The sequence below is a fragment of the Pseudomonas capeferrum genome, from assembly GCF_000731675.1.
In the GTDB taxonomy this organism is placed as follows: Bacteria; Pseudomonadota; Gammaproteobacteria; order Pseudomonadales; family Pseudomonadaceae; genus Aquipseudomonas; species Aquipseudomonas capeferrum.
The window spans coordinates 607,458-628,495 of record NZ_JMIT01000001.1; the positions used below are offsets into that span (position 1 = coordinate 607,458).

The window sequence follows — 21,038 nt, forward strand, 5'->3', positions numbered from 1 at the left end:
AACCCATGCAAGCGTCCAAATCCCGTTCCTCCCGTCGCTGGCTCGTCGGCCTGCTGATCCTGCTGCTGGTGGCCTTGCTGGCCTGGTGGCTGTGGCCCGCAACGCCGGCCCACACAGAGGCCGGCAGCGGGCGCATGGGCAAGGGCGGGCGCCCAGGGTTCGGCGCATCCAGCGACCCGGTGCCGGTACGCGTCGAGCCGGCACGGGTTGGCGACTTCCCGCTCTATTACAAAGCCTTGGGCACGGTCACCGCGACCAACACCGTCAACGTGCGCAGCCGGGTGGGCGGTGAGCTGGTCAAGATCCACTTCAAGGAAGGCCAGCAGGTCAAGGCCGGCGACCTGCTCGCCGAGATCGACCCGCGCAGCTACCGCATCGCCTTGCAGCAGGCCGAAGGCACCCTGGCGCAGAACCAGGCTCAGTTGAAGAACGCCCAGGTAGACGTCGCGCGCTACCGAGGCCTGTATGCCGAAGACAGCATCGCCAAACAGACCCTCGACACCGCCGAAGCCCAGGTCGCGCAGTTCCAGGGCCTGGTCAAGACCAACCAGGCGCAGGTCAACGACGCGCGCCTGAACCTCGATTTCACCCAGATCCGTGCGCCGATCAATGGCCGTGTAGGGCTGCGTCAGCTCGACCTGGGCAACCTGGTAGCCGCCAACGACACCACGGCGCTGGTCGTCATCACCCAGACCGAGCCGATCAACGTCGTGTTCACCCTGCCGGAAACCGAGCTGAGCACCGTACTGGAACGTTATCGCAGCGGCGCCAGCCTGCCGGTCGAAGCCTGGGACCGCAGCGACAGCAAGCTGCAGTCCAGCGGTGTACTGGGCAGTATCGATAACCAGATCGACACCACCACCGGCACCCTCAAGTTCAAGGGCAGGTTCGAGAACAAGGACCTGGCCCTGTTCCCCAACCAGTTCGTCAACGTGCGCCTGCTGGCCGACACCCTCAAGCAGGTGGTAATGGCCCCTGCGGCGGCCATCCAGTTCGGTAACGACGGCACCTTCGCCTATGTGATCAACGCCGAGAACACCGTCAACGTGCGCAAGCTCAAGGTCGGTGCCAGCGATGGTGAAAACAGCGTGATTCTCGAAGGCCTGGCTGCCGGCGACCGCCTTGTGCTGGAAGGCACCGACCGGCTGCGAGAGGGCACCAAGGTGGACGTGGTCGAAGACAGCTCGCAAGTGCCGACCACCCCCGGTCAGCACCTGCAAGGCCAGGACGCCAAGGGCGCCGCCCAGGCTGCTGAAGCAGGCAAGGCGGGCGCATGAACCTCTCGCGCCTGTTCATCCTGCGGCCGGTCGCCACCACGCTGAGCATGCTGGCTATCGTCCTGGCCGGCCTGATTGCCTACACGTTGTTGCCGGTTTCGGCCCTGCCACAGGTCGATTACCCGACCATCCGGGTCATGACCCTGTACCCCGGCGCCAGCCCGCAAGTCATGACCAGTGCGGTCACCGCGCCGCTGGAACGCCAGTTCGGGCAAATGCCGGGCCTGACCCAGATGGCCTCGACCAGCTCCGGCGGTGCCTCGGTGCTGACCCTGCGTTTCAGCCTCGACATGAACATGGATGTCGCCGAGCAACAGGTGCAGGCAGCGATCAATGCGGCCAGCAACCTGCTGCCCAGCGACCTGCCCGCACCGCCGGTGTACAACAAGGTCAACCCGGCCGACACCCCGGTGCTGACCCTGGCCATTTCCTCCAAGACCATGCCGCTGCCCAAGCTCAACGACCTGGTCGATACCCGGGTGGCGCAAAAGCTCGCCCAGATCAGTGGCGTGGGCATGGTCAGTATCGCCGGTGGCCAACGCCAGGCGGTGCGCATCAAGGTCAACGTCGATGCCCTGGCTGCCAACGGCCTCAACCTCGATGACGTGCGTACGCTGATCGGCGCGTCCAACGTCAACCAGCCCAAAGGCAACTTTGACGGCCCGACCCGGGTGTCGATGCTCGACGCCAACGACCAGCTGCGTTCCCCGGCGGAATACGCCAACCTGATCCTGGCCTACAACAACGGTGCGCCGCTGCGCCTGAAGGATGTGGCCGAGATCGTCGACGGTGCCGAAAACGAGCGCCTCGCCGCCTGGGCCAACGAAAACCAGGCCGTGTTGCTGAACATTCAGCGCCAGCCGGGGGCCAACGTCATCGAAGTGGTCGACCGGATCAAGGAACTGCTGCCTTCGATCACCGACAACCTGCCGGCCGGCCTCGACGTGTCGGTGCTCACCGACCGTACCCAGACCATCCGCGCCGCGGTCAAGGACGTGCAGCACGAGTTGCTGATCGCCATCGTCCTGGTGGTCATGGTCACCTTCGTGTTCCTGCGCCGTTTCAGTGCCACCCTGATCCCGTCGATTGCCGTCCCGTTGTCGTTGATCGGCACCTTTGGCGTGATGTACCTGGCCGGTTTTTCGGTGAACAACCTGACCCTCATGGCCCTGACCATCGCCACCGGTTTCGTGGTGGACGATGCCATCGTCATGCTGGAGAACATCTCCCGGCACATCGAGGAAGGCGAAACCCCCATGCAGGCCGCGCTCAAGGGCGCCCGGCAGATCGGCTTCACCCTGATATCGCTGACCTTCTCGCTGATCGCGGTACTGATCCCGCTGCTGTTCATGGCCGATGTGGTCGGCCGGCTGTTCCGCGAGTTCGCGATCACCCTGGCGGTGGCGATCCTGATTTCCCTGGTCGTGTCGCTGACCCTCACGCCGATGATGTGCGCGCGCTTGCTCAAGCGCGAGCCCAAGGAAGAAGAGCAGGGCCGTTTCTACCGCGCCAGTGGCGCCTGGATCGACTGGCTCATCGAGCACTACGGCCGCGGCCTACAGTGGGTGCTCAGGCACCAGCCGCTGACCCTGCTGGTGGCGGTGGCCAGCCTTGCGCTTACCGTGGTGCTCTACATGGCGGTGCCCAAGGGCTTCTTCCCGGTGCAGGACACCGGCGTGATCCAGGGTATTTCCGAAGCGCCGCAATCGACCTCGTTCGCCGCCATGAGCGAGCGCCAGCAGTCGCTGAGCAAGGTAATCCTGCAGGACCCGGCCGTGCAGAGCCTGTCGTCCTACATTGGCGTGGATGGCGACAACGCCACGCTCAACAGTGGGCGTTTGCTGATCAACCTCAAGCCGCACGGTGAACGTGACGTCACCGCCGGCGAGGTCATCAGCCGCCTGCAGCCGCAGCTCGACAAGCTGGTGGGCATCCGCCTGTTCATGCAGCCGGTGCAGGACTTGAGTATCGAGGACCGGGTCAGCCGCACCCAGTACCAGTTCAGCCTGTCCTCGCCTGACGCCGACCTGCTGGCGCAGTGGAGCGGCAAGCTGGTGCAGGCGCTGCAACAGCGCCCGGAGCTTGCCGACGTGGCCAGCGACCTGCAGGACAAGGGCCTGCAGGTGTACCTGGTGATCGACCGCGACATGGCCAGCCGCCTCGGCATCACGGTTGCGCAGATCACCAACGCCTTGTACGACGCCTTCGGCCAGCGGCAGATCTCGACCATCTACACCCAGGCCAGCCAGTACCGCGTGGTGCTGCAGTCGCAAGCCGCCGCCAGCATCGGCCCGCAGGCCCTGGAGTCGATCCACGTCAAGGCCACCGATGGCGGCCAGGTGCGGTTGTCGGCGCTGGCGCGGATCGAGCAGCGCCAGGCGCAGTTGGCGATTTCGCACATCGGCCAGTTCCCGGCGGTGATGATGTCGTTCAACCTGGCCCATGGCGCGTCGCTGGGCGAGGCGGTCAAGGTCATCGAGCAGGTGCAGCAGGAGATCGGCATGCCGATTGGCGTGCAAACCCGCTTCCAGGGCGCCGCAGAAGCCTTCCAGGCCTCGCTGTCGAGCACCTTGCTGCTGATTCTCGCCGCCGTGGTGACCATGTACATCGTGCTGGGGGTGCTCTACGAGAGCTACGTCCACCCGGTGACCATCCTTTCGACCTTGCCCTCGGCGGCGGTCGGCGCGTTGCTGGCATTGCTCATCAGTGGCAACGACCTGGGCATGATCGCCATCATCGGCATCATCCTGCTGATCGGCATCGTCAAGAAGAACGCGATCATGATGATCGACTTCGCCCTTGAAGCCGAACGCCATCAGGGCATGACCCCGCAGGACGCCATCTACCAGGCCGCGTTGCTACGCTTCCGGCCGATCCTGATGACCACCCTGGCTGCGCTGTTCGGTGCGGTGCCGCTGATGCTCGCAACCGGCTCCGGTGCCGAACTGCGCCAGCCGCTGGGCCTGGTGATGGTGGGCGGGCTGCTGGTCAGCCAGGTGCTGACACTGTTCACCACGCCGGTCATCTACCTTTATTTTGATCGGCTTGCGCGTCGTTTTGGTCGGCAGGACGTTGCGGAGGAGCCGGCATGAGCGGCCTCAAGCATCAAGCCGCAAGCTGCAAGCTGATTGGCGTGAGCCGGAGTTCCGAGCCTGCTCGCACGCCCACTTGTAGCTTGCAACTTGCAGCTTGGAGCTGCAAATGAACCTGTCCGGACCGTTCATTCGACGCCCGGTGGCGACGATGTTGCTGAGCCTGGCCATCATGCTGCTGGGCGGGGTCAGCTTCGGCCTGCTGCCGGTTGCGCCGCTGCCGCAGATGGACTTCCCGGTGATCGTGGTGCAGGCCAACCTGTCCGGTGCCAGCCCTGAGGTCATGGCCGCCACCGTGGCCACGCCGCTGGAACGCAAGCTGGGCAGTATCGCCGGCGTTACCACGCTGACCAGCAGCTCCAACCAGGGCTCGACGCGGGTGATCATCGGCTTTGAAATGGGCCGTGACATCGACGGCGCGGCGCGTGAGGTGCAGGCGGCCATCAATGCCACCCGCAACCTGCTGCCCAGCGGCATGCGCAGCATGCCCACGTACAAGAAGATCAACCCGTCGCAGGCACCGATCATGGTGCTGTCGCTGACCTCCGATGTGCTGCAGAAGGGCCAGCTGTACGATTTGGCAGACACCATCCTGTCGCAGAGCCTGGCCCAGGTATCCGGGGTAGGGGAGGTGCAGATCGGCGGCAGTTCGCTGCCGGCCGTGCGCATTTCGGTGGAGCCGCAGTTGCTCAACCAGTACGGCGTGTCGCTGGACGAGGTGCGCACCGCCGTGGCCAACGCCAACCAGCGCCGGCCCATGGGCTTCGTCGAGGATGCCGAGCGTAGCTGGGAGGTGCGGGCCAACGACCAGCTGGAAACGGCCAAGGACTACGAGCCGGTGGTGATCCGCCAGCAGAACGGCACCATCCTGCGTCTGTCCGACGTGGCGACCATCACCGACAGCGTCGAGAACCGCTACAACAGCGGCTTCTTCAACGACCAGAGCGCGGTGCTGCTGGTGGTCAACCGCCAGACCGGGGCCAACATCATCGAAACGGTCGACCAGATCAAGGCGCAGTTGCCGGCGTTGCAGTCGCTGCTGCCGGCCAGCGTCCAGTTGAATGTGGCCATGGACCGCTCGCCGGTGATCAAGGCGACCCTCAAGGAGGCCGAGCACACCCTGTTGATCGCGGTGGGGCTGGTGATCCTGGTGGTCTACCTGTTCCTTGGCAGCCTGCGTGCCTCGTTGATCCCGAGCCTGGCGGTACCGGTGTCGCTGGTGGGCACCTTTGCCGTCATGTACCTGTGCGGTTTCTCCCTCAACAACCTGTCGCTGATGGCGCTGATTTTGGCCACCGGCCTGGTGGTGGACGATGCCATCGTGGTGCTGGAGAACATCTCCCGGCACATCGAGGATGGCCAGCCGCCGATGCGTGCGGCGTTCCTGGGTGCCAAGGAAGTGGGTTTCACGCTGTTGTCGATGAACGTGTCGCTGGTGGCGGTATTCGTCTCGATCCTGTTCATGGGCGGCATCGTGCGCAGCCTGTTCCAGGAGTTTTCGATCACGTTGGCGGCGGCGATCATCGTCTCGCTGGTGGTCTCGCTGACCCTGACACCGATGCTCTGCGCGCGCTGGCTCAAGCCGCACCAGGCGCAGCAGACGCGCGTGCAGCGCTGGAGCGACAAGCTGCACCAGCGCATGGTCAATGGCTATGACCGCAGCCTTGGCTGGGCGCTGCGCCACAAGCGCCTGACCCTGCTCAGCCTGTTGGCCACTATCGGCATCAACATTGCCCTGTACGTGGTGGTGCCCAAGACACTGATGCCGCAGCAGGACACCGGCCAGTTGATGGGCTTTATCCGGGGTGACGATGGCCTGTCGTTCAGCGTGATGCAGCCGAAGATGGAAATCTACCGCCGCGCCTTGCTCGCCGACCCTGCGGTGCAGAGTGTGGCGGGCTTCATCGGCGGCAACAGTGGCACCAACAATGCCATGGTGCTGGTGCGCCTGAAACCGATCAACGAGCGCAAGATCGATGCCCAGAAGGTTATCGAGCGCTTGCGTAAAGAGATGCCCAAGGTGCCCGGCGGGCGCCTGTTCCTGATGGCCGACCAGGACCTGCAACTGGGTGGCGGCGGGCGTGACCAGACTTCGTCGCAGTACCTCTATACCCTGCAGAGCGGCGACCTGGCAGCCCTGCGCGAGTGGTTCCCGAAAGTGGTCGCGGCGGTGCGTGCCTTGCCCGAGTTGACCGCCATCGACGCCCGTGACGGCGCCGGCACCCAGCAGGTAACCCTGGTGGTCGATCGTGATCAGGCCAAGCGCCTGGGCATCGACATGGACATGGTCACCACGGTGCTCAACAACGCCTACAGCCAGCGGCAGATCTCGACCATCTACGACAGCCTCAACCAGTACCAGGTAGTGCTGGAGATCAACCCGAAATACGCCTGGGACCCGAGTACCCTGGAGCAGGTGCAGGTGATCACCAATGATGGCGCCCGGGTGCCGTTGTCGACCATTGCCCACTACGAGAACAGCCTGGCCAATGACCGGGTCAGCCACGAGGGCCAGTTCGCCTCCGAAGACATTGCCTTCGACGTTGCCGAAGGCTACAGCCCCGACCAGGCCATGGCCGCAGTGGAGCGGGCGGTGGCCAAGCTGGGCCTGCCCGAGGAAGTCATCGCCAAGCTCGGCGGCACCGCCGACGCTTTCGCCAAGACCCAGGAAGGCCAGCCCTTCATGATTCTTGGCGCGTTGGTGCTGGTGTACCTGGTGCTGGGCATTCTTTATGAAAGCTACATTCACCCGCTGACCATTCTCTCGACACTGCCCTCGGCCGGCGTCGGTGCCTTGCTGGCGCTGTATGTCACCGGCGGCGAGTTCAGCCTCATCTCGCTGCTGGGCCTGTTCCTGCTGATTGGCGTGGTGAAGAAGAACGCGATCCTGATGATCGACCTGGCGCTGCAACTGGAGCGCCACCAGGGCCTGTCGCCGGAGGAGTCCATCCGCCGCGCTTGCCTGTTGCGCTTGCGGCCGATTCTGATGACCACCCTGGCGGCCATCCTTGGCGCCTTGCCGCTGCTGGTCAGCCGTGCCGAAGGCGCGGAAATGCGCCAGCCGCTGGGTTTGACCATCATCGGCGGCCTGGTCTTCAGCCAGATCCTCACCCTTTATACGACACCGGTGGTCTATCTGTACCTCGACCGCCTGCGTCACCGTTTCAACCATTGGCGCGGCGTGCGCACCGACGCCGCTCTGGATACCCCGCTATGAACTTTGCCCAGACACCCCTTCACCGTACCCTGCAGTCGTTGACCCTGGGGCGTGGCTCGCGCCTGCTCGGCGCCGGCCTGTGTGTGGCGCTGCTCAGTGCCTGTACCCTGAGCCCGGACTACCACCGCCCCGAGCTGAGCACCCCGGCGCAGTACAAGCAGGCCGAGGGCTGGAGCCAGGCCAAGCCGTCGGACGCGATTGCCCGTGGCGCCTGGTGGGAGGTCTATGGCGATGCCGGGCTCAATGCCTTGGTCGAAGAGCTCAACCGCAGCAACCAGACCGTCGCGCAGTCCGAAGCCCAGTACCGCCAGGCCCAGGCGCTGGTGCGCAGCAGCCGCGCCGCGCTGTTCCCGAGCCTGGACCTGAGCGCCAGCAAGAACCGTTCGGCTCAAGGCACTGGCAGCTCCAGCTCCAGCCTGTCGAACAACAGCAGCGGCATTCGCAACACCTACAACACGCAGCTCGGCGTGAGCTGGGAGATCGACCTGTGGGGCAAGCTGCGTGAAACCTTGAACGCCAACGAAGCCAGTGCCGAAGCCAGCTTTGCCGACCTTGCCTCGATTCGCCTGAGCCAGCAGTCGGAGCTGGTGCAAAACTACCTGCAGTTGCGTGTGATCGATGAGCAGAAGCGCCTGCTGGAAGCAACCGTGGCCACCTACGAGCGCTCGCTGCGCATGACCGAAAACCAGTATCGCGCCGGTGTGTCCGGCCCGGATGCGGTGGCGCAGGCGCGGACCCAGCTGAAAAGCACCCAGGCGGACCTGATCGACCTGATCTGGCAGCGTGCGCAGTTCGAGAATGCCATTGCCGTGTTGCTAGGCAAGGCCCCGGCTAACTTTGCATTGGCCGACAGCAAGAGCATCCCGGCGCTGCCGGACATCCCCGTGACATTGCCCTCGCAATTGCTCGAGCGCCGCCCGGACATTGCCTCGGCCGAGCGCAACGTGATGGCCGCCAACGCCAATATCGGCGTATCGCGGGCTGCCTACTTCCCCGACCTGAGCCTGAGCCTGAGTGGGGGCTATTCCAGCAGCAGCTTCAGCAACTGGATCGAACTGCCGAACCGGTACTGGTCGGTAGGGCCTTCGCTGGCCATGACCCTGTTCGATGCGGGCAAGCGCAGCGCCGAGGTGGACCGTACCGTGGCGGTGTATGACCAGACCGTAGCGCAGTATCGCCAGACCGTGCTCGATGGCTTCAAGGAAGTGGAGAACTACCTGGTGCAGCTGAAGGTATACGGCGATGAAGCGGTGGTACGCCAGGAGGCATTGGACGCGGCGCGTGAGTCGCTTCGCCTGACGGAGAATCAGTACCGCGCGGGGTTGATCGGCTACCTGGATGTGGTGAACGTGCAGACCACGGCGTTGAGTAACGAGCGCAGTGTGCTGAACCTGCTGCAAGGGCGGTTGGTGGCGAGTGTGCAGCTGATTGCTGCGCTGGGCGGCGGTTGGGATGCCGAGCAGGCGTTTGCCGAGTAGGAGGTCGCCCAGCCCTAGGGCTGTGGGAGCACCTGTCTTGCTCGAAATTCAGAAAACACGCATGACCCAGTAGGAGCGGGCTTGCCCCGCGAATACGGGCGAAGCCCGTGCCATTCTCCGCGGTGCCTGCTTCGCGGGGCAAGCCCGCTACCACAGGCCGCGCCTGGGCAGGGCCTAAGAAGGGGATGTTGGATCCATTCCCATTCTCAAAAACCCCGTGCGTTTCGCCAAAGCTTGAGTACAATCGTCAGCTTTTTCCGGGCCCCCTGGCCTGTCGCTGGAACTCCCAATGCTCACAGGCAGCTACTCCTCTTCGTTGGTGTTGATTTCGCTGTGCGTGGCGATCCTGGCGTCCTATACCGCCCTTGACCTGACCGGCCGTATTGCCACGGCCAAAGGCAGGGCTGTGCACCTGTGGATGGGGGGCGGCGCGCTGGCCATGGGCATCGGCGTGTGGTCGATGCACTTCATCGGCATGCTCGCGTTCAGCCTGCCCATCGACCTGGGCTACGACCTTGGGCTCACGGCGTTTTCGCTGTTGATCGCTGTGCTGTCGTCAGGCTTTGCCTTGTGGCTGGTGAGCCAGCCAAGCCTGCCCTGGCTGCAATTGGGCTTCGGTGCGTTGATCATGGGGGCAGGCATCAGTTGCATGCACTACACCGGTATGGCCGCGCTGCGCATGCTACCGGGCATCGACTATGACCCAACGCTGTTCGGCGCTTCGCTGTTGATCGCCGTTGGCGCCTCGGCGGCGGCGCTGTGGATCGCGTTTCGCTTGCGCAGGCACACCCCTTACGTGCGCCAGATCCGGGGCCTGGCGGCCGTGATCATGGGGGTTGCCATAGTGGGCATGCACTACACCGGCATGGCGGCGGCCAATTTCCCTGCGGGTAGCTTCTGTGGTGCGCTGGGCGGCGGGCTGCAAGGCGACGGGCTGGTCTACCTGGTGCTGATCACCACCCTGGCGGTATTGGCGGTGGCGTTGCTGACCTCGGTGCTGGACGCGCGCCTGGAAGCGCGCACCGCTGAACTTGCCCGCTCGCTGACCCTGGCCAACCAGGAGCTGACCCAGTTGGCCCTGCACGACACGCTCACCGACCTGCCCAACCGTACCCTGCTGGCCGACCGCATCGAGCAGGCCATCGGCAAGGTGGCGGAGCAGGGCGGGTGCTTTGCCTTGATGTTCATCGACCTGGATGGCTTCAAACCGGTCAACGATGCCTTTGGTCATCATGTCGGCGACTTGTTGCTCAAGGCCGTGGCCGGCCGTTTGCGTGGCCACTTGCACAGCCAGGACACCTTGGCGCGCATTGGCGGCGACGAGTTCGTGCTGCTGGTGGAATTGCGGGAGCCGAACGATGCCATGGACGTGGCGGTCAAGCAGGTCAACCTGGTGTCGCGGCCGTTCCGTGTCGCCGAGCATGATCTGCAACTCACGGCCAGCCTGGGCATCGTCTTGTACCCCGGCAATGGCCTGGACCAGCACGAGTTGCTGCGCAATGCCGATGCCGCGATGTACCACGCCAAAAGCGCAGGCAAGAATGGCTACAGCTTCTTCGACGTGTCGATGAACAGCAACGCCCGGCAGCAGCTGCAGTTGCTGCAGGACCTGCGCCAGGCGCTGGAGCAGGGCCAGTTCCGCCTGCATTACCAGCCCAAGTTCGATGCTCAGGCCTGCCAGCCGATCGGTGCCGAAGCCCTGCTGCGCTGGGAGCACCCGCAGCAGGGGTTGTTGCTGCCTGATCGGTTCATCGGCCTGGCGGAAAAAACCGGCCTGATCATCCCCATTGGCGAATGGGTGCTCGACGAAGCCTGCCGGCAGATGCGCCAGTGGCTGGACCAAGGGCACCTGGGCTGGCGCATGGCGGTCAACCTTTCGGCCATCCAGTTCTGCCACGCTGGGCTGGTCGAAAGCGTGGCCCGGGCTTTGAGCGAGAATGGCCTGCCGGCCAACTGCCTGACCCTGGAAATCACCGAAACCACCGCCATGCACGACGCCGATGCCAGCCTGACGGTGCTGCAACGCCTGTCCGACATGGGCGTGGACTTGTCCATCGATGACTTTGGCACTGGTTACTCCAGCCTCATGTACCTCAAGCGCCTGCCGGCCAACGAACTGAAGATCGACCGTGGTTTCGTGCGTGATCTGGAGCAGGACAGCGATGACGCCGCGATTGTCTCTGCAATCGTTGCCCTGGGCCAGGCACTGGGGTTGCGCATCGTTGCCGAAGGGGTAGAGACCGACAAACAGCAAGACTTCCTCACCCGCCTGGGGTGCGATTCGCTGCAAGGTTATCTGCTGGGCCAGCCGGTGCCGGCAGAGCAGTTCATGGGCAATTTGCAGGCGCTGCGCCAGGAACCCGAGGTGCCGGTTTAGCCTGCGTCGCGCAAGGCGAAGACCGGTACGAAGGCGTCCATTTCGGCCTCGACCGCTTCGATGATGCGCTCGACATCTGCTGCGGCCATGATGGCGGCGCAAGGGATGCCGGCGATGGCCAGCAGGGTTTCCCCGGTGGCGCGGTCGAACAGGCGCGCGATCATGCTGCGCGGCGCATCCATGCTGGCCTCGAAGCCCAACGGGTGGAAATGCCAGCGCATCACCTGGCAGGCGTTCGGGAACGTCATCTTGTTCATGCCAGCCTCCTTGTCCTTACCTGGACGCGGTGAGCGGGTGGCCGCAGGCACGGCCGCCGGGAATGTAACCATAGCACCTGCCACGCCAGTGCCCAGTGGCTGAGTCCGACCAAAGCGATGAGGCTTGACCCACGTCACATTAGCGTCTCGGACAGCGGCTGGCGGCAAAAGGCCCGGCAAACGTTTTCCTTGCGCGGCGGTGCCGAACAACCCGGCAGATTCTGCCAATTTCACGATTATCAGGCGTGCAGCGTTTTCTGACGAGCGGTGGGGGTTGAACCGGTGCTAGCCCAGCAGGCCCGCCGCAATATTGATGGTGAACCCCAGAATCGCCGTGTTGAACACGAAGCCAACCACGGAGTGCGCCAGCACCACCCGCCGCAGCCCGCGCCCGGCGACGCCGACATCGGACGTTTGCACCGCCACGCTGATGGTGAACGAGAAGTAGTGGAAGTCCCAGTAATCGGGGTTGCGTTCGCCATCGGCGAAGCGCAGTGGGGGTTCGTGGTTTTGCCCGTTATAGAACAGCCGGGCGTAGTGCAGGCTGAAAATGCAGCCGATCAGCAGCCAGGAGCCGGCCACGGTCAAGCCGGTGTAGAGGTAGTGCAGGGCCAGCGCATTACCTTGCAGGCCGCGGCTTGAGACCAGTTGCAGGGTGATCGCGGCCAGGCTGGCGATGGCGGCGATGCACACGGTAAACAGAACCAGCCCGGCGTTTTCGTCCTCGATCTGGGCGACCTTGCGGACTTTATCCGGGTTGGCGTTCCAGGTCAGCCACAGCACCAGCAGCAGGTAAAGCCAGACGCCGAGGTTCCAGCCGACGAGGATGTGCTGGACGGTGTCACCTGCCGGGACCAGCCAGGCGCCGATGATGCCGACCAGGGCAGCGAACGTGAGGCGGGGGTGAGTGCGGGTCAGGCGGTGGACAGCCATGGGGCCTCGTTGCCGGGGAGTGATGGCAAATACTCTAGACCATCGCGCGGCATTGCAACTCTCAGTACACTGCAGGCTCCAACACCAACATCCGTTGAACTCGAGGTTTCTGCATGACGCTCAGTCCTTTGGCAGGCAAGCTGGCTCCGGCCAGCGTGCTGGTCGATATTCCCCGACTGCTCACCGCTTACTACACCGGCCGCCCCGACGCGGCGGTGGCGGCCCAGCGGGTGGCCTTCGGCACCTCGGGGCACCGAGGTACTTCCTTCGAGTTGAGTTTCAACGAGTACCACGTGCTGGCCATCACCCAGGCCATCTGCCTGTACCGCCAGGAGAAGGGCATCGACGGCCCGCTGTTCATCGGCGCCGACACCCACGCGCTGTCGGCACCGGCCTCGGCCAGTGCGCTGGAAGTGCTGGCGGCCAACGGCGTGCAGGTGATGTTGTCCAAAGACGACGAGTACACGCCGACCCCGGCGGTGTCCCACGCCATCCTTTGCTACAACCGTGGCCGCGAACAAGGCCTTGCCGACGGCATCGTCATCACGCCGTCGCACAACCCGCCGCAAAGCGGGGGCTTCAAGTACAACCCGCCCAATGGCGGCCCGGCCGACAGCGACGTGACCAAGTGGGTCGAGGCCAAGGCCAACGAACTGCTGGCGGCGAACCTGGCGGGCGTCAAGCGCATGGACCATGCCCAGGCCTTGCAAGCTGCCACCACCCATCGCCACGACTACGTGAGCCACTACGTGGCAGACCTGGGCAATGTCATCGACTTCGATGTGATTCGCAGCGCCAACCTGCGCCTGGGCGTTGACCCGTTGGGTGGGGCCGGGGTGCATTACTGGTCGGCGATCGCCGAGCATTACAAGCTCAACCTGGAAGTGGTCAACACCGAGGTCGACCCGACCTTCCGCTTCATGACCGTCGACTGGGACGGCCAGATCCGCATGGACCCATCCTCGCCCCACGCCATGCAGGGCCTGATTGGCCTGCGCGAGCGCTTCGACGTGGCGTTTGCCTGCGACCCGGACCACGACCGCCATGGCATCGTCACCCCGGATGGCCTGTTGCAGCCGAACAATTACCTGGCTGTGGCCATCGACTACCTGTTCCGTCACCGCCCGCAATGGCGCAGCGACGCGGCAGTGGGCAAGACCGTTGTGTCCAGCGGCCTGATCGACCGCGTCACCGAACGCCTGGGCCGTGAACTGTATGAGGTGCCGGTGGGCTTCAAGTTCTTTGCCCAGGGCCTGTTCGATGGTTCGTTGGGTTTTGGTGGCGAGGAAAGCGCGGGGGCGTCGTTCCTGCGCCGCGATGGCTCGGTCTGGGCCACTGACAAGGACGGGTTGATCCCGGCCTTGCTGGCTGCAGAGATGACCGCACGTACCGGGCGCAATCCGAGCCAGGCCTATGCGGACCTGACGGCGGCACTGGGCAAGCCGTTTGCTACGCGTGTCGAGGCCAAGGCCGATGTACGGCAGAAGGCGTTGCTGAGCAAGCTGGCACCCGAACAGGTCAAGTCGACCGAACTGGCCGGTGAGCCGATCGTGCAGATCCTCAGCCATGCGCCAGGCAACGGCCAGGCGATTGGCGGGTTGAAGGTGATGACCGCCAACGGCTGGTTTGCCGCGCGGCCGTCGGGCACCGAGGACATCTACAAGATCTACGCCGAGAGCTTCATCGACGAGGCGCACCTGCAGCGCCTGGTGCAGGAAGCGCAGGTGTTGGTGGACGCCGCCATCGCCTGATTCCCTGCAGAGGCGGCCTTGCCGGGCCGCTTCTCTGCCTCAGGCGGTAGGCAGCTCGAACCCGGCAACCCCACGCCCAAGCTTCAACGCCTGCGCATGCAGCACCTGCATCAGGTGCAGCGCCGAGTGCGAGGGCGGTTCGAAGCGCGAATAGACAAAGCTGATGTCGAAGTGGATTTCTTCGGCCAGTGGCACCACCGCCAAGCCGCTGTCCTGCGCCACGAACTCGTCGATCAGGGTAAGCCCCATGCCTTGCTTGACCAGGGCCACGGCTTCGTTGGCATTGGTGAACGACAACAATGATTGCAGCTGCAGGCCGCGCTGGTGGATGTGTTCGGCCAGCAGTTTGCCAAACGGCATGTCGGGCCTGAACAGCAGCAAGTCATGGCCTTGCAGTTGCTCCAGGGTCAGGGATGCCTGCCGCGCCAGGGCGTGCTCCTGCGGCATCACCACCACCATGCGCCCACGCATGAACGCCCGTGAATGCAGGTGATCGTGGATCACCGGCAAGGCGGCAATCGACAGGTCGACCTTCTTCGACAGGATCTGGTTCGGCATTTCACCCATCAGCGAGGTTTGCCACTCGATGTTCAGCGAGGGCGACTCGCGCTTGAGCTGGGCCAGCGCAATCGGGATGACCACGGTCGACAGTGATGCGCTGCAGGAGATGCGCAGGTTGCGATGGCCGCCACTGGCCAGTGACAACGCACATTCATTGACCTCCAGCGCCGCCTGATACACCCGCTCGACTTCGCGAAAGAGAATCTGCGCCTCGTGGGTTGGCACCAGGCGGTTGTTGATGCGCTCGAACAACCGGTACGCCAGGCGCCCCTCGATGTACTGGATCAACTTGCTCACCGCCGGCTGCGACACATACAGCATTTTCGCCGCCGCGCTGATCGACCCGGTCAGCATCACCGCACGAAACACCTCCATGTGCCGCAGTTTGAACACCAGCGCGCGGGCTTCGGGGCCTTCGTTCTCGAGGGGCATGAGCATTACCTTTGGTTATGGTCTTCGCCATCTGGGTATGAGCGCATCCGCTGGGCACGCAGTATCTTGAACCCAGCCGAGCCGCCTTTGCGGCGCACAATAACAAGATCTGCAGGCAAGCGCAGCGGCGCTTGACGGGAGTGCTGCGTGAACATCTTTGACGAACCCAAGATCGATTGCCATAACCATTTGTTTGACCCCGCCCGCTTTGCCTATCACCCCGACGCGCCCTATGCACCGTCCGGGCAGGAGGTCGCCACCCTCGAGCAGTTCAACCGGGTGATGGAAGCCTACGGTGTGCAGCATGCCTTGCTGGTAGGCCCCAACAGTGGCTACCACACCGACAACCGTTGCCTGTTGCACGCCCTGGCCGTGGGGCAGGGGCGTTTCAAGGGCGTAGCGGTGGTCGATCCTGGCATCACCCTCGATGCGCTGGCCGCGCTGCAGGCCCAAGGGGTGGTCGGGGTGGCTTTCAACCCGGCGCTGTACGGGGTGGCGAGCCTCGACGCGGTCGACGGTTTGTTCGGCAAGCTCGCCGAGCTCGACCTGTTTGCCCAGGTCCAGGTCTGCGAAGACCAGTTACTGGCGTTGCGCGGGCTGCTGCAGCGTACCTCGGCACGCCTGTTGATCGACCACTGCGGCCGACCAGACGTACGCGCCGGCGTCCAGCAGCCGGGCTTCCAGGCCTTGCTGCAGTTGGCTGGCAGCGGCCGGGCCAGCGTCAAGCTGTCCGGTATGCAGAAGTTTGCCGCGGCCGATGCGCTGCTGGCGCAGAGCAGTGCCTACGTCCATGCCCTGATCGAGGCCTTTGGCCCGGATGCCTGTGTGTGGGGCTCCGACTGGCCGTTCATTCGTCAGCGCGCGCGCGTGGACTACGGGCCCTTGCTGAAACTGGCCGAGCGCCTGATGCCGGATGCGCAACTGCGCCGCAAGGTCATGTGGGACACGCCGCGACGTCTGTTCGGGTTCGCCTGACGCAGCGCCCTTTGCCATTCCAATAACAAGAGAGCAACCGTCATGAACACTGAGCAGAACATCGGCTTGGGGGTGTTCGACACCCCTGCACGCCTGCAACAACGCACCCGCACGCGCTTCATGATCCTGGCGCTGATATCTGGCGGCACCATGATCAACTACCTCGACCGCAGCGTGATGGGCATTGCGGCGCCCAGTATCAGTGCCGACCTGGGCCTGAATGCGGCGATGATGGGGGTGATTTTTTCGGCGTTTTCCTGGACCTACGCGGCGGCGCAGATCCCGGGCGGGATCCTCATCGACCGGCTGGGTACCAAGTTTACCTACTGGCTGGCCTTGACGCTGTGGTCGCTGTTCACCGGCTTGCAGGGGTTGGCCCAGGGCTTTCTGTCGCTGTTGGGCATGCGTTTTCTGGTGGGGGTGACCGAAGCACCGTGCTTCCCCACCAACAGCCGCGTGGTGGCGACCTGGTTCCCGCAGAGTGAACGGGCCAGGGCGACCGGTATCTACACCTTCGCCGAGTACACCGGGCTGGCCTTTTTAACGCCGCTGCTGTTCTGGGTGCTGCATGCCTACGGCTGGCGTTTTCTGCTGATGGCGGTCGGGCTGATGGGCATCCTGTATGGCCTGGTCTGGTGGCGCAAATACCATGAACCGCACCAGTCCACCACGGCTAATCAGGCCGAACTCGACTACATCGCCGCCGGCGGCGGCGTGGTCGACGGTGGCCAGAAAGCCACGGTGTTCCGCTGGTCGCAGATCCCGGCGTTGCTCAAGCACCGCAACATGCTGGGTATCTGCCTGGGGCAGTTTGCCTGCAACTCGACCAACGTGTTCTTCCTGACCTGGTTTCCGACGTACCTGGTGACCGAGCGGCACATGCCGTGGCTGAAGGTCGGCTGGGTCGCAGTGCTGCCTTTCATCGCCGCGTCGCTGGGGACCCTGGTCGGCGGCTGGTTGTCCGACGCCTTGCTGCGCCGTGGCTACTCCCTGAACGTGGCGCGCAAGCTGCCGGTGATTGCCGGCCTGCTCACGGCCTCGGTGATTGTGTTGGCCAACTATGTCGAGTCCGACGCGCTGGTGATCGCCATTCTCTGCATCGCCTACTTTGCCCAGGGCATGTCGGCGCTGGCCTGGATGATCGTCTCCGATATCGCGCCCAAAGGCCTGCTGGGCTTGAGTGGCGGCCTGTTCAACCTGTTCGCCAACGCGGCGGGCATCGTCACCCCACTGACCATCGGCATCATCGTGTCAATGACCGGCTCGTTTGTCTGGGCCCTGGTCTTCGTGTCGTCGATCACCGTCCTGGGGGCGCTGTGTTACCTGTTCATGGTGAGCGACCTGCGTCGCCTGCCAGACGTTCCCTCTCTCGATAATGGAGCAAAGCAATGAGCCAATACCTGCAAGGGCAGACTGCAATCGTCACCGGCGGCATGCGTGGCATCGGCCTGGGCATTGCGCAGCGGTTGCACGCTGCCGGCGCCCAGGTGGTGATCTGGGACCTCGCGGTCGATGGCTGGGACGCGGCCGAGCAGGGTTTCGAGCCTGTGCTGCGTCAGTCGGTTGATGTGTCGTCTCTGGCCTCGGTAGAGGCGGCCTTCGCCCATGTGCTGGCGCAGGTCGGGCAGGTCGAGATCCTGGTCAACAACGCCGGTATCAATGGCCCGGTGGTGCCTGCGTGGGAATACCCGCCAGCGGCCTGGGACAAGGTCATCGCCATTGACCTGAACGGCGTGTTCTATTGCTGCCGCACCGCCATCCCGCACATGCGTGAGCGCGGCTACGGGCGCATCGTCAATGTCGCCTCGATGGCCGGCAAGGATGGCGTGCAATACATCTCGGCGTACTCGGCAGCCAAGGCGGGGGTGATCGCCTTCACCAAGGCCGCGGCCAAGGAGCTGGCGCAGGATGGCGTGTTGCTCAACTGCGTGGCGCCGGCCATGGTCGAAACACCGCTGATGGCCGAGATGACCCCGGAGCACATTGCCGCGAGCAAGGCCAAGATCCCCATGGGGCGGTTCCTGAAGGTAGAGGAAATCGCCAACATGGTGAGCTGGATCGCCGGGCCCGAGTGCAGTTTCACCACCGGCTTCGTGTTCGACCTCAGCGGCGGGAGGGCGACCTATTGAGTGGCCTCGGCGTCGCTCACCTGACGGCGCTGGACCTGGCGCCTGCGGTGCTGGTGCGCGAGGCGCGCCGTGCCGGCTTCAGTTCGGTGGGGCTGCGCTTGCATCCGGTGCTGCCGGGTGCACTGGCTTACCCGGAAGCGGCGGGTAGCCAGGCGCTGCGTGAGCTCAAGGCGGTGATGGCGGGCGAGGGCGTGCGGGTCGCTGACATCGAGTTCGTGTCATTGACACCCGAGGTGGTGGTCGCCGATTACGAGCCTTTGCTGGCGGCAGGTGCAGAGCTGGGGGCGGTGAGCTTGACGGTGTCGGGGGATGACGCCGATTTCACGCGGCTGACCGGGCACTTCGCGGCCTTGTGCGTGCTGGCGCGGGGTTATGGCCTGCGCGTGGACCTTGAGTTCATGCGCTGGCGGCCGGTGGCGACCGTGCAGCAGGCCTACAGCGTGGTGGCAGGGGCGGGGCAAGGCAACAGCGGTGTGCTGGTCGATGCCCTGCACTTGTTTCGCGCGGGGGGGCAGGTGGCGGACCTTGCCCACATCGACCCGCGTTACTTGCAGGCCGTGCAGTTATGCGATGCGCCCCTGCAGGCGCCACCCGAGAGCGGCATCATCCAGGAAGCGCGCCAGGGCCGGCAGTTGCCGGGCGACGGGCAACTGCCGTTGGTGCAGTTGCTCGCAGCCTTGCCCAAAGGCGTCAGCCTCAGCGTGGAAGTGCCGTCAGCCCAGTTGCACGGGGCACAGCGGCTAACGGCGGCTGCGCGGGTAACGCAGGCCTGGCTGAGTGCGCAGGCGGTGGCTCAAGCCTGATCCGGCACCACGGCGATCACATCGATCTCCATCAGCCACTCGGCCTGGGCAAGGCCTGCCACCACCAGCCCGGTGGAAATTGGGAACACGCCCTTGAGCCACTTGCCGACTTCCTTGTACACCGGCTCGCGGAAGCGCGGGTCGGTGATGTAGGTGGTGGTCTTGACGATGTGCGACAGGTCCGAGCCTGCCTCTTCAAGCAGCTGCTTGACGTTTTTCATCGCCTGTTCGGCTTGTGCCCGTGGGTCACCCAGGCCCACCAGTCGCCCTTCGAAGTCGGTGCCCACCTGGCCGCGTACGTAGACGGTGTTGCCGGCGCGCACTGCCTGGCACAGGTCGTTGTCCAGGGTCTGGTTGGGGTAGGTGACCTTGGTGTTGAACATGCGGATACGGGTATGGGTAGGCATCAGTGGGCTCCGAGGGTGCTGACGTTGCTGATCGTGGGTTGTTGCTGGTCATCCGCTGCGCGTTGATCGCTGTCGCGGTAGGCCAGGTAGGTCCGTTGCGTGGCGATGTGGCCGGCGACGTGCTTGGCGTCGTGCCACACGCCCCAGATGAACGACGAGCCGCGACGTGACAGCCAGGGCAGGCCGAGGAAGTACACGCCCGGTTCGCGGGCAACGCCACGCTGGTGTTGAGGCTTGCCGTTGGCGTCGAAGGTGTCGACCTGCAACCAGCTGAAGTCCACGCCATAGCCGGTGGCCCAGATGATGCTGCTGACGCCGGCCTTTATCAGGTCGAGTTCGAGCAGCGGGTTGCTGACGCACTCTGGGTCGGGCAGTCGCTCGCGAGCTGCGGGCTCTTCTGGCAGGTCCAGGCCGTTGCGTTCGATGTAGGCGTCGGCGGCATCGAGCAGGGCCAGGTAGTTCTCGTCGCCACGGCGAATGTTGTCCGCCAGGTTGTCCTGGAAGCGGGCAACGCCTTCGCTGAACGACTGAGTGAGGCCGACCAGGGTCATGCCTTGGTGGGCGAGGGCGCGGAAGTCCACCGTGTGGCCGCCGCGTGCGCCGCTGACGGCAATGGTCACGTGCTCACGGCCGGGCTTGGCGATTTCTGCGTCCCACTCGCCCAGCACGCCCAGCCACCAGCAGAAGTCGCGGTTGCGGTAGGCCCGCGGCGGGCGGTCATGGGCGCCGACCGAGAGGTACACCTGGCGCCCGGCGCGCATCAGTTCTTCGGCGATCTGCACGCCCGAAGAGCCTGCCCCAACCACCAGTACGGCGCCTGCGGGCAACTGCTCGGGGTTGAAATAGGCGGCGGAGTGGATCTGGTGCAGACGCGGGTCTTGCGGCGCAATGGCCGGAATCACCGGGCGCTGGAACGGGCCGGTGGCGGCGACCACGCGGTTGGCGCGGATCACGCCCTCGTTGGTTTCGATGGTGAAGCCGGGGCGGTCGCTGTTGCGCACCACCTTCTTCACTTCGATGCCGGTGCGTACCGGCAGGTTGTACTTGCGCACGTACTGTTCGAAGTAGTCGGCGACCTGCTCCTTGCCAGCGAAGGCATCGGCATCGAGGTTGAATTCGAGCCCCGGGAAGCGGTCATGCCAGACCGGGCCGTTGGCGACCAGCGAGTCCCAGCGGCCGGTGCGCCAGGCTTCGGCGATGCGGTTGCGCTCCAGTACCAGGTGCGGCACGCCGAGCTTGTTCAGGTGTTCACTCATGGCCACGCCGGCTTGGCCGGCGCCGACGACGAGGGTGTCGATTTCGATGTTGTTCAGAGTCATGTCCGAGCCCTTTTCTGGCGGTTTTTGTAA

Annotated in this window: 15 protein-coding genes; 10 read left to right on the plus strand and 5 right to left on the minus strand. The window is 64.6% G+C overall.

Annotated features, from left to right (window positions below; genetic code table 11):
* Positions 1-5 precede the first annotated feature (5 nt).
* The 5 genes from PC358_RS02905 to PC358_RS02925 all read left to right on the plus strand — a co-directional run bounded on the left by PC358_RS02905 (position 6) and on the right by PC358_RS02925 (position 11,441).
* The gene (locus tag PC358_RS02905) at positions 6-1,277 is read left to right on the plus strand and encodes an MdtA/MuxA family multidrug efflux RND transporter periplasmic adaptor subunit (RefSeq protein ID WP_033697402.1); all 1,272 of its coding nucleotides are present in this window, start codon (positions 6-8) and stop codon (positions 1,275-1,277) included.
* The gene (locus PC358_RS02910; protein WP_033697403.1) at positions 1,274-4,369 is read left to right on the plus strand and encodes an MdtB/MuxB family multidrug efflux RND transporter permease subunit; all 3,096 of its coding nucleotides are present in this window, start codon (positions 1,274-1,276) and stop codon (positions 4,367-4,369) included. Before PC358_RS02905 ends, PC358_RS02910 begins: the two co-directional genes overlap by 4 nt.
* Before the next feature lie 109 nt (positions 4,370-4,478).
* Entirely contained in the window at positions 4,479-7,586 is a 3,108-nt protein-coding gene (locus PC358_RS02915) for an efflux RND transporter permease subunit (RefSeq protein WP_033697405.1), read from the plus strand.
* Positions 7,583-9,064, plus strand: a complete 1,482-nt coding sequence (locus PC358_RS02920; protein ID WP_033697406.1) for an efflux transporter outer membrane subunit — start codon at positions 7,583-7,585, stop codon at positions 9,062-9,064. Before PC358_RS02915 ends, PC358_RS02920 begins: the two co-directional genes overlap by 4 nt.
* Positions 9,065-9,353: 289 nt before the next feature.
* A complete protein-coding gene (locus PC358_RS02925; RefSeq protein ID WP_033697407.1) occupies positions 9,354-11,441 on the plus strand; it encodes a putative bifunctional diguanylate cyclase/phosphodiesterase in 2,088 nt (695 codons plus the stop codon).
* Here PC358_RS02925 and PC358_RS02930 read toward each other — a convergent pair.
* On the minus strand, positions 11,438-11,698 hold the full coding sequence (locus tag PC358_RS02930; RefSeq protein ID WP_027593589.1) for a DUF1652 domain-containing protein: 261 nt from the start codon (positions 11,696-11,698) through the stop codon (positions 11,438-11,440). The genes PC358_RS02925 and PC358_RS02930 overlap by 4 nt on opposite strands.
* Positions 11,699-11,983: 285 nt before the next feature.
* Positions 11,984-12,631, minus strand: a complete 648-nt coding sequence (locus tag PC358_RS02935; protein ID WP_033697408.1) for a DUF1345 domain-containing protein — start codon at positions 12,629-12,631, stop codon at positions 11,984-11,986.
* 113 nt (positions 12,632-12,744) lie between these two features.
* Between PC358_RS02935 and pgm the strand changes: the two genes are divergently transcribed.
* A complete protein-coding gene (gene pgm / locus PC358_RS02940; protein ID WP_033697410.1) occupies positions 12,745-14,382 on the plus strand; it encodes a phosphoglucomutase (alpha-D-glucose-1,6-bisphosphate-dependent) in 1,638 nt (545 codons plus the stop codon).
* A 39-nt stretch (positions 14,383-14,421) separates the two neighbouring features.
* Here pgm and PC358_RS02945 read toward each other — a convergent pair whose 3' ends face one another.
* Positions 14,422-15,375: a LysR family transcriptional regulator gene (locus PC358_RS02945; protein WP_033697411.1), complete on the minus strand. Its 954-nt coding sequence runs from the start codon at positions 15,373-15,375 to the stop codon at positions 14,422-14,424.
* Positions 15,376-15,522: 147 nt separating this feature from the next.
* On the opposite strand from PC358_RS02945, the gene PC358_RS02950 reads away from it, so the two are divergent.
* Genes PC358_RS02950 through PC358_RS02965 form a run of 4 tightly spaced genes read left to right on the plus strand, consistent with a single transcriptional unit; the run spans position 15,523 to position 19,282 of the window.
* Entirely contained in the window at positions 15,523-16,350 is an 828-nt protein-coding gene (locus PC358_RS02950) for an amidohydrolase family protein (RefSeq protein ID WP_033697412.1), read from the plus strand.
* A gap of 42 nt (positions 16,351-16,392) precedes the next feature.
* Positions 16,393-17,742, plus strand: coding sequence for an MFS transporter (locus PC358_RS02955; RefSeq protein ID WP_050506041.1), 1,350 nt, complete (start codon positions 16,393-16,395; stop codon positions 17,740-17,742).
* Entirely contained in the window at positions 17,739-18,479 is a 741-nt protein-coding gene (locus PC358_RS02960) for an SDR family NAD(P)-dependent oxidoreductase (protein WP_033697414.1), read from the plus strand. The genes PC358_RS02955 and PC358_RS02960 overlap by 4 nt, the downstream gene beginning before the upstream one ends.
* Positions 18,476-19,282: a sugar phosphate isomerase/epimerase family protein gene (locus PC358_RS02965; RefSeq protein ID WP_033697415.1), complete on the plus strand. Its 807-nt coding sequence runs from the start codon at positions 18,476-18,478 to the stop codon at positions 19,280-19,282. The genes PC358_RS02960 and PC358_RS02965 overlap by 4 nt, the downstream gene beginning before the upstream one ends.
* Here PC358_RS02965 and PC358_RS02970 read toward each other — a convergent pair.
* A complete protein-coding gene (locus tag PC358_RS02970) occupies positions 19,273-19,689 on the minus strand; it encodes a RidA family protein (protein ID WP_033697417.1) in 417 nt (138 codons plus the stop codon). The two genes, PC358_RS02965 and PC358_RS02970, sit on opposite strands and share 10 nt — an antisense overlap.
* A complete protein-coding gene (locus tag PC358_RS02975; RefSeq protein ID WP_033697419.1) occupies positions 19,689-21,008 on the minus strand; it encodes a flavin-containing monooxygenase in 1,320 nt (439 codons plus the stop codon). The genes PC358_RS02970 and PC358_RS02975 overlap by 1 nt, the downstream gene beginning before the upstream one ends.
* Positions 21,009-21,038: the final 30 nt, after the last annotated feature.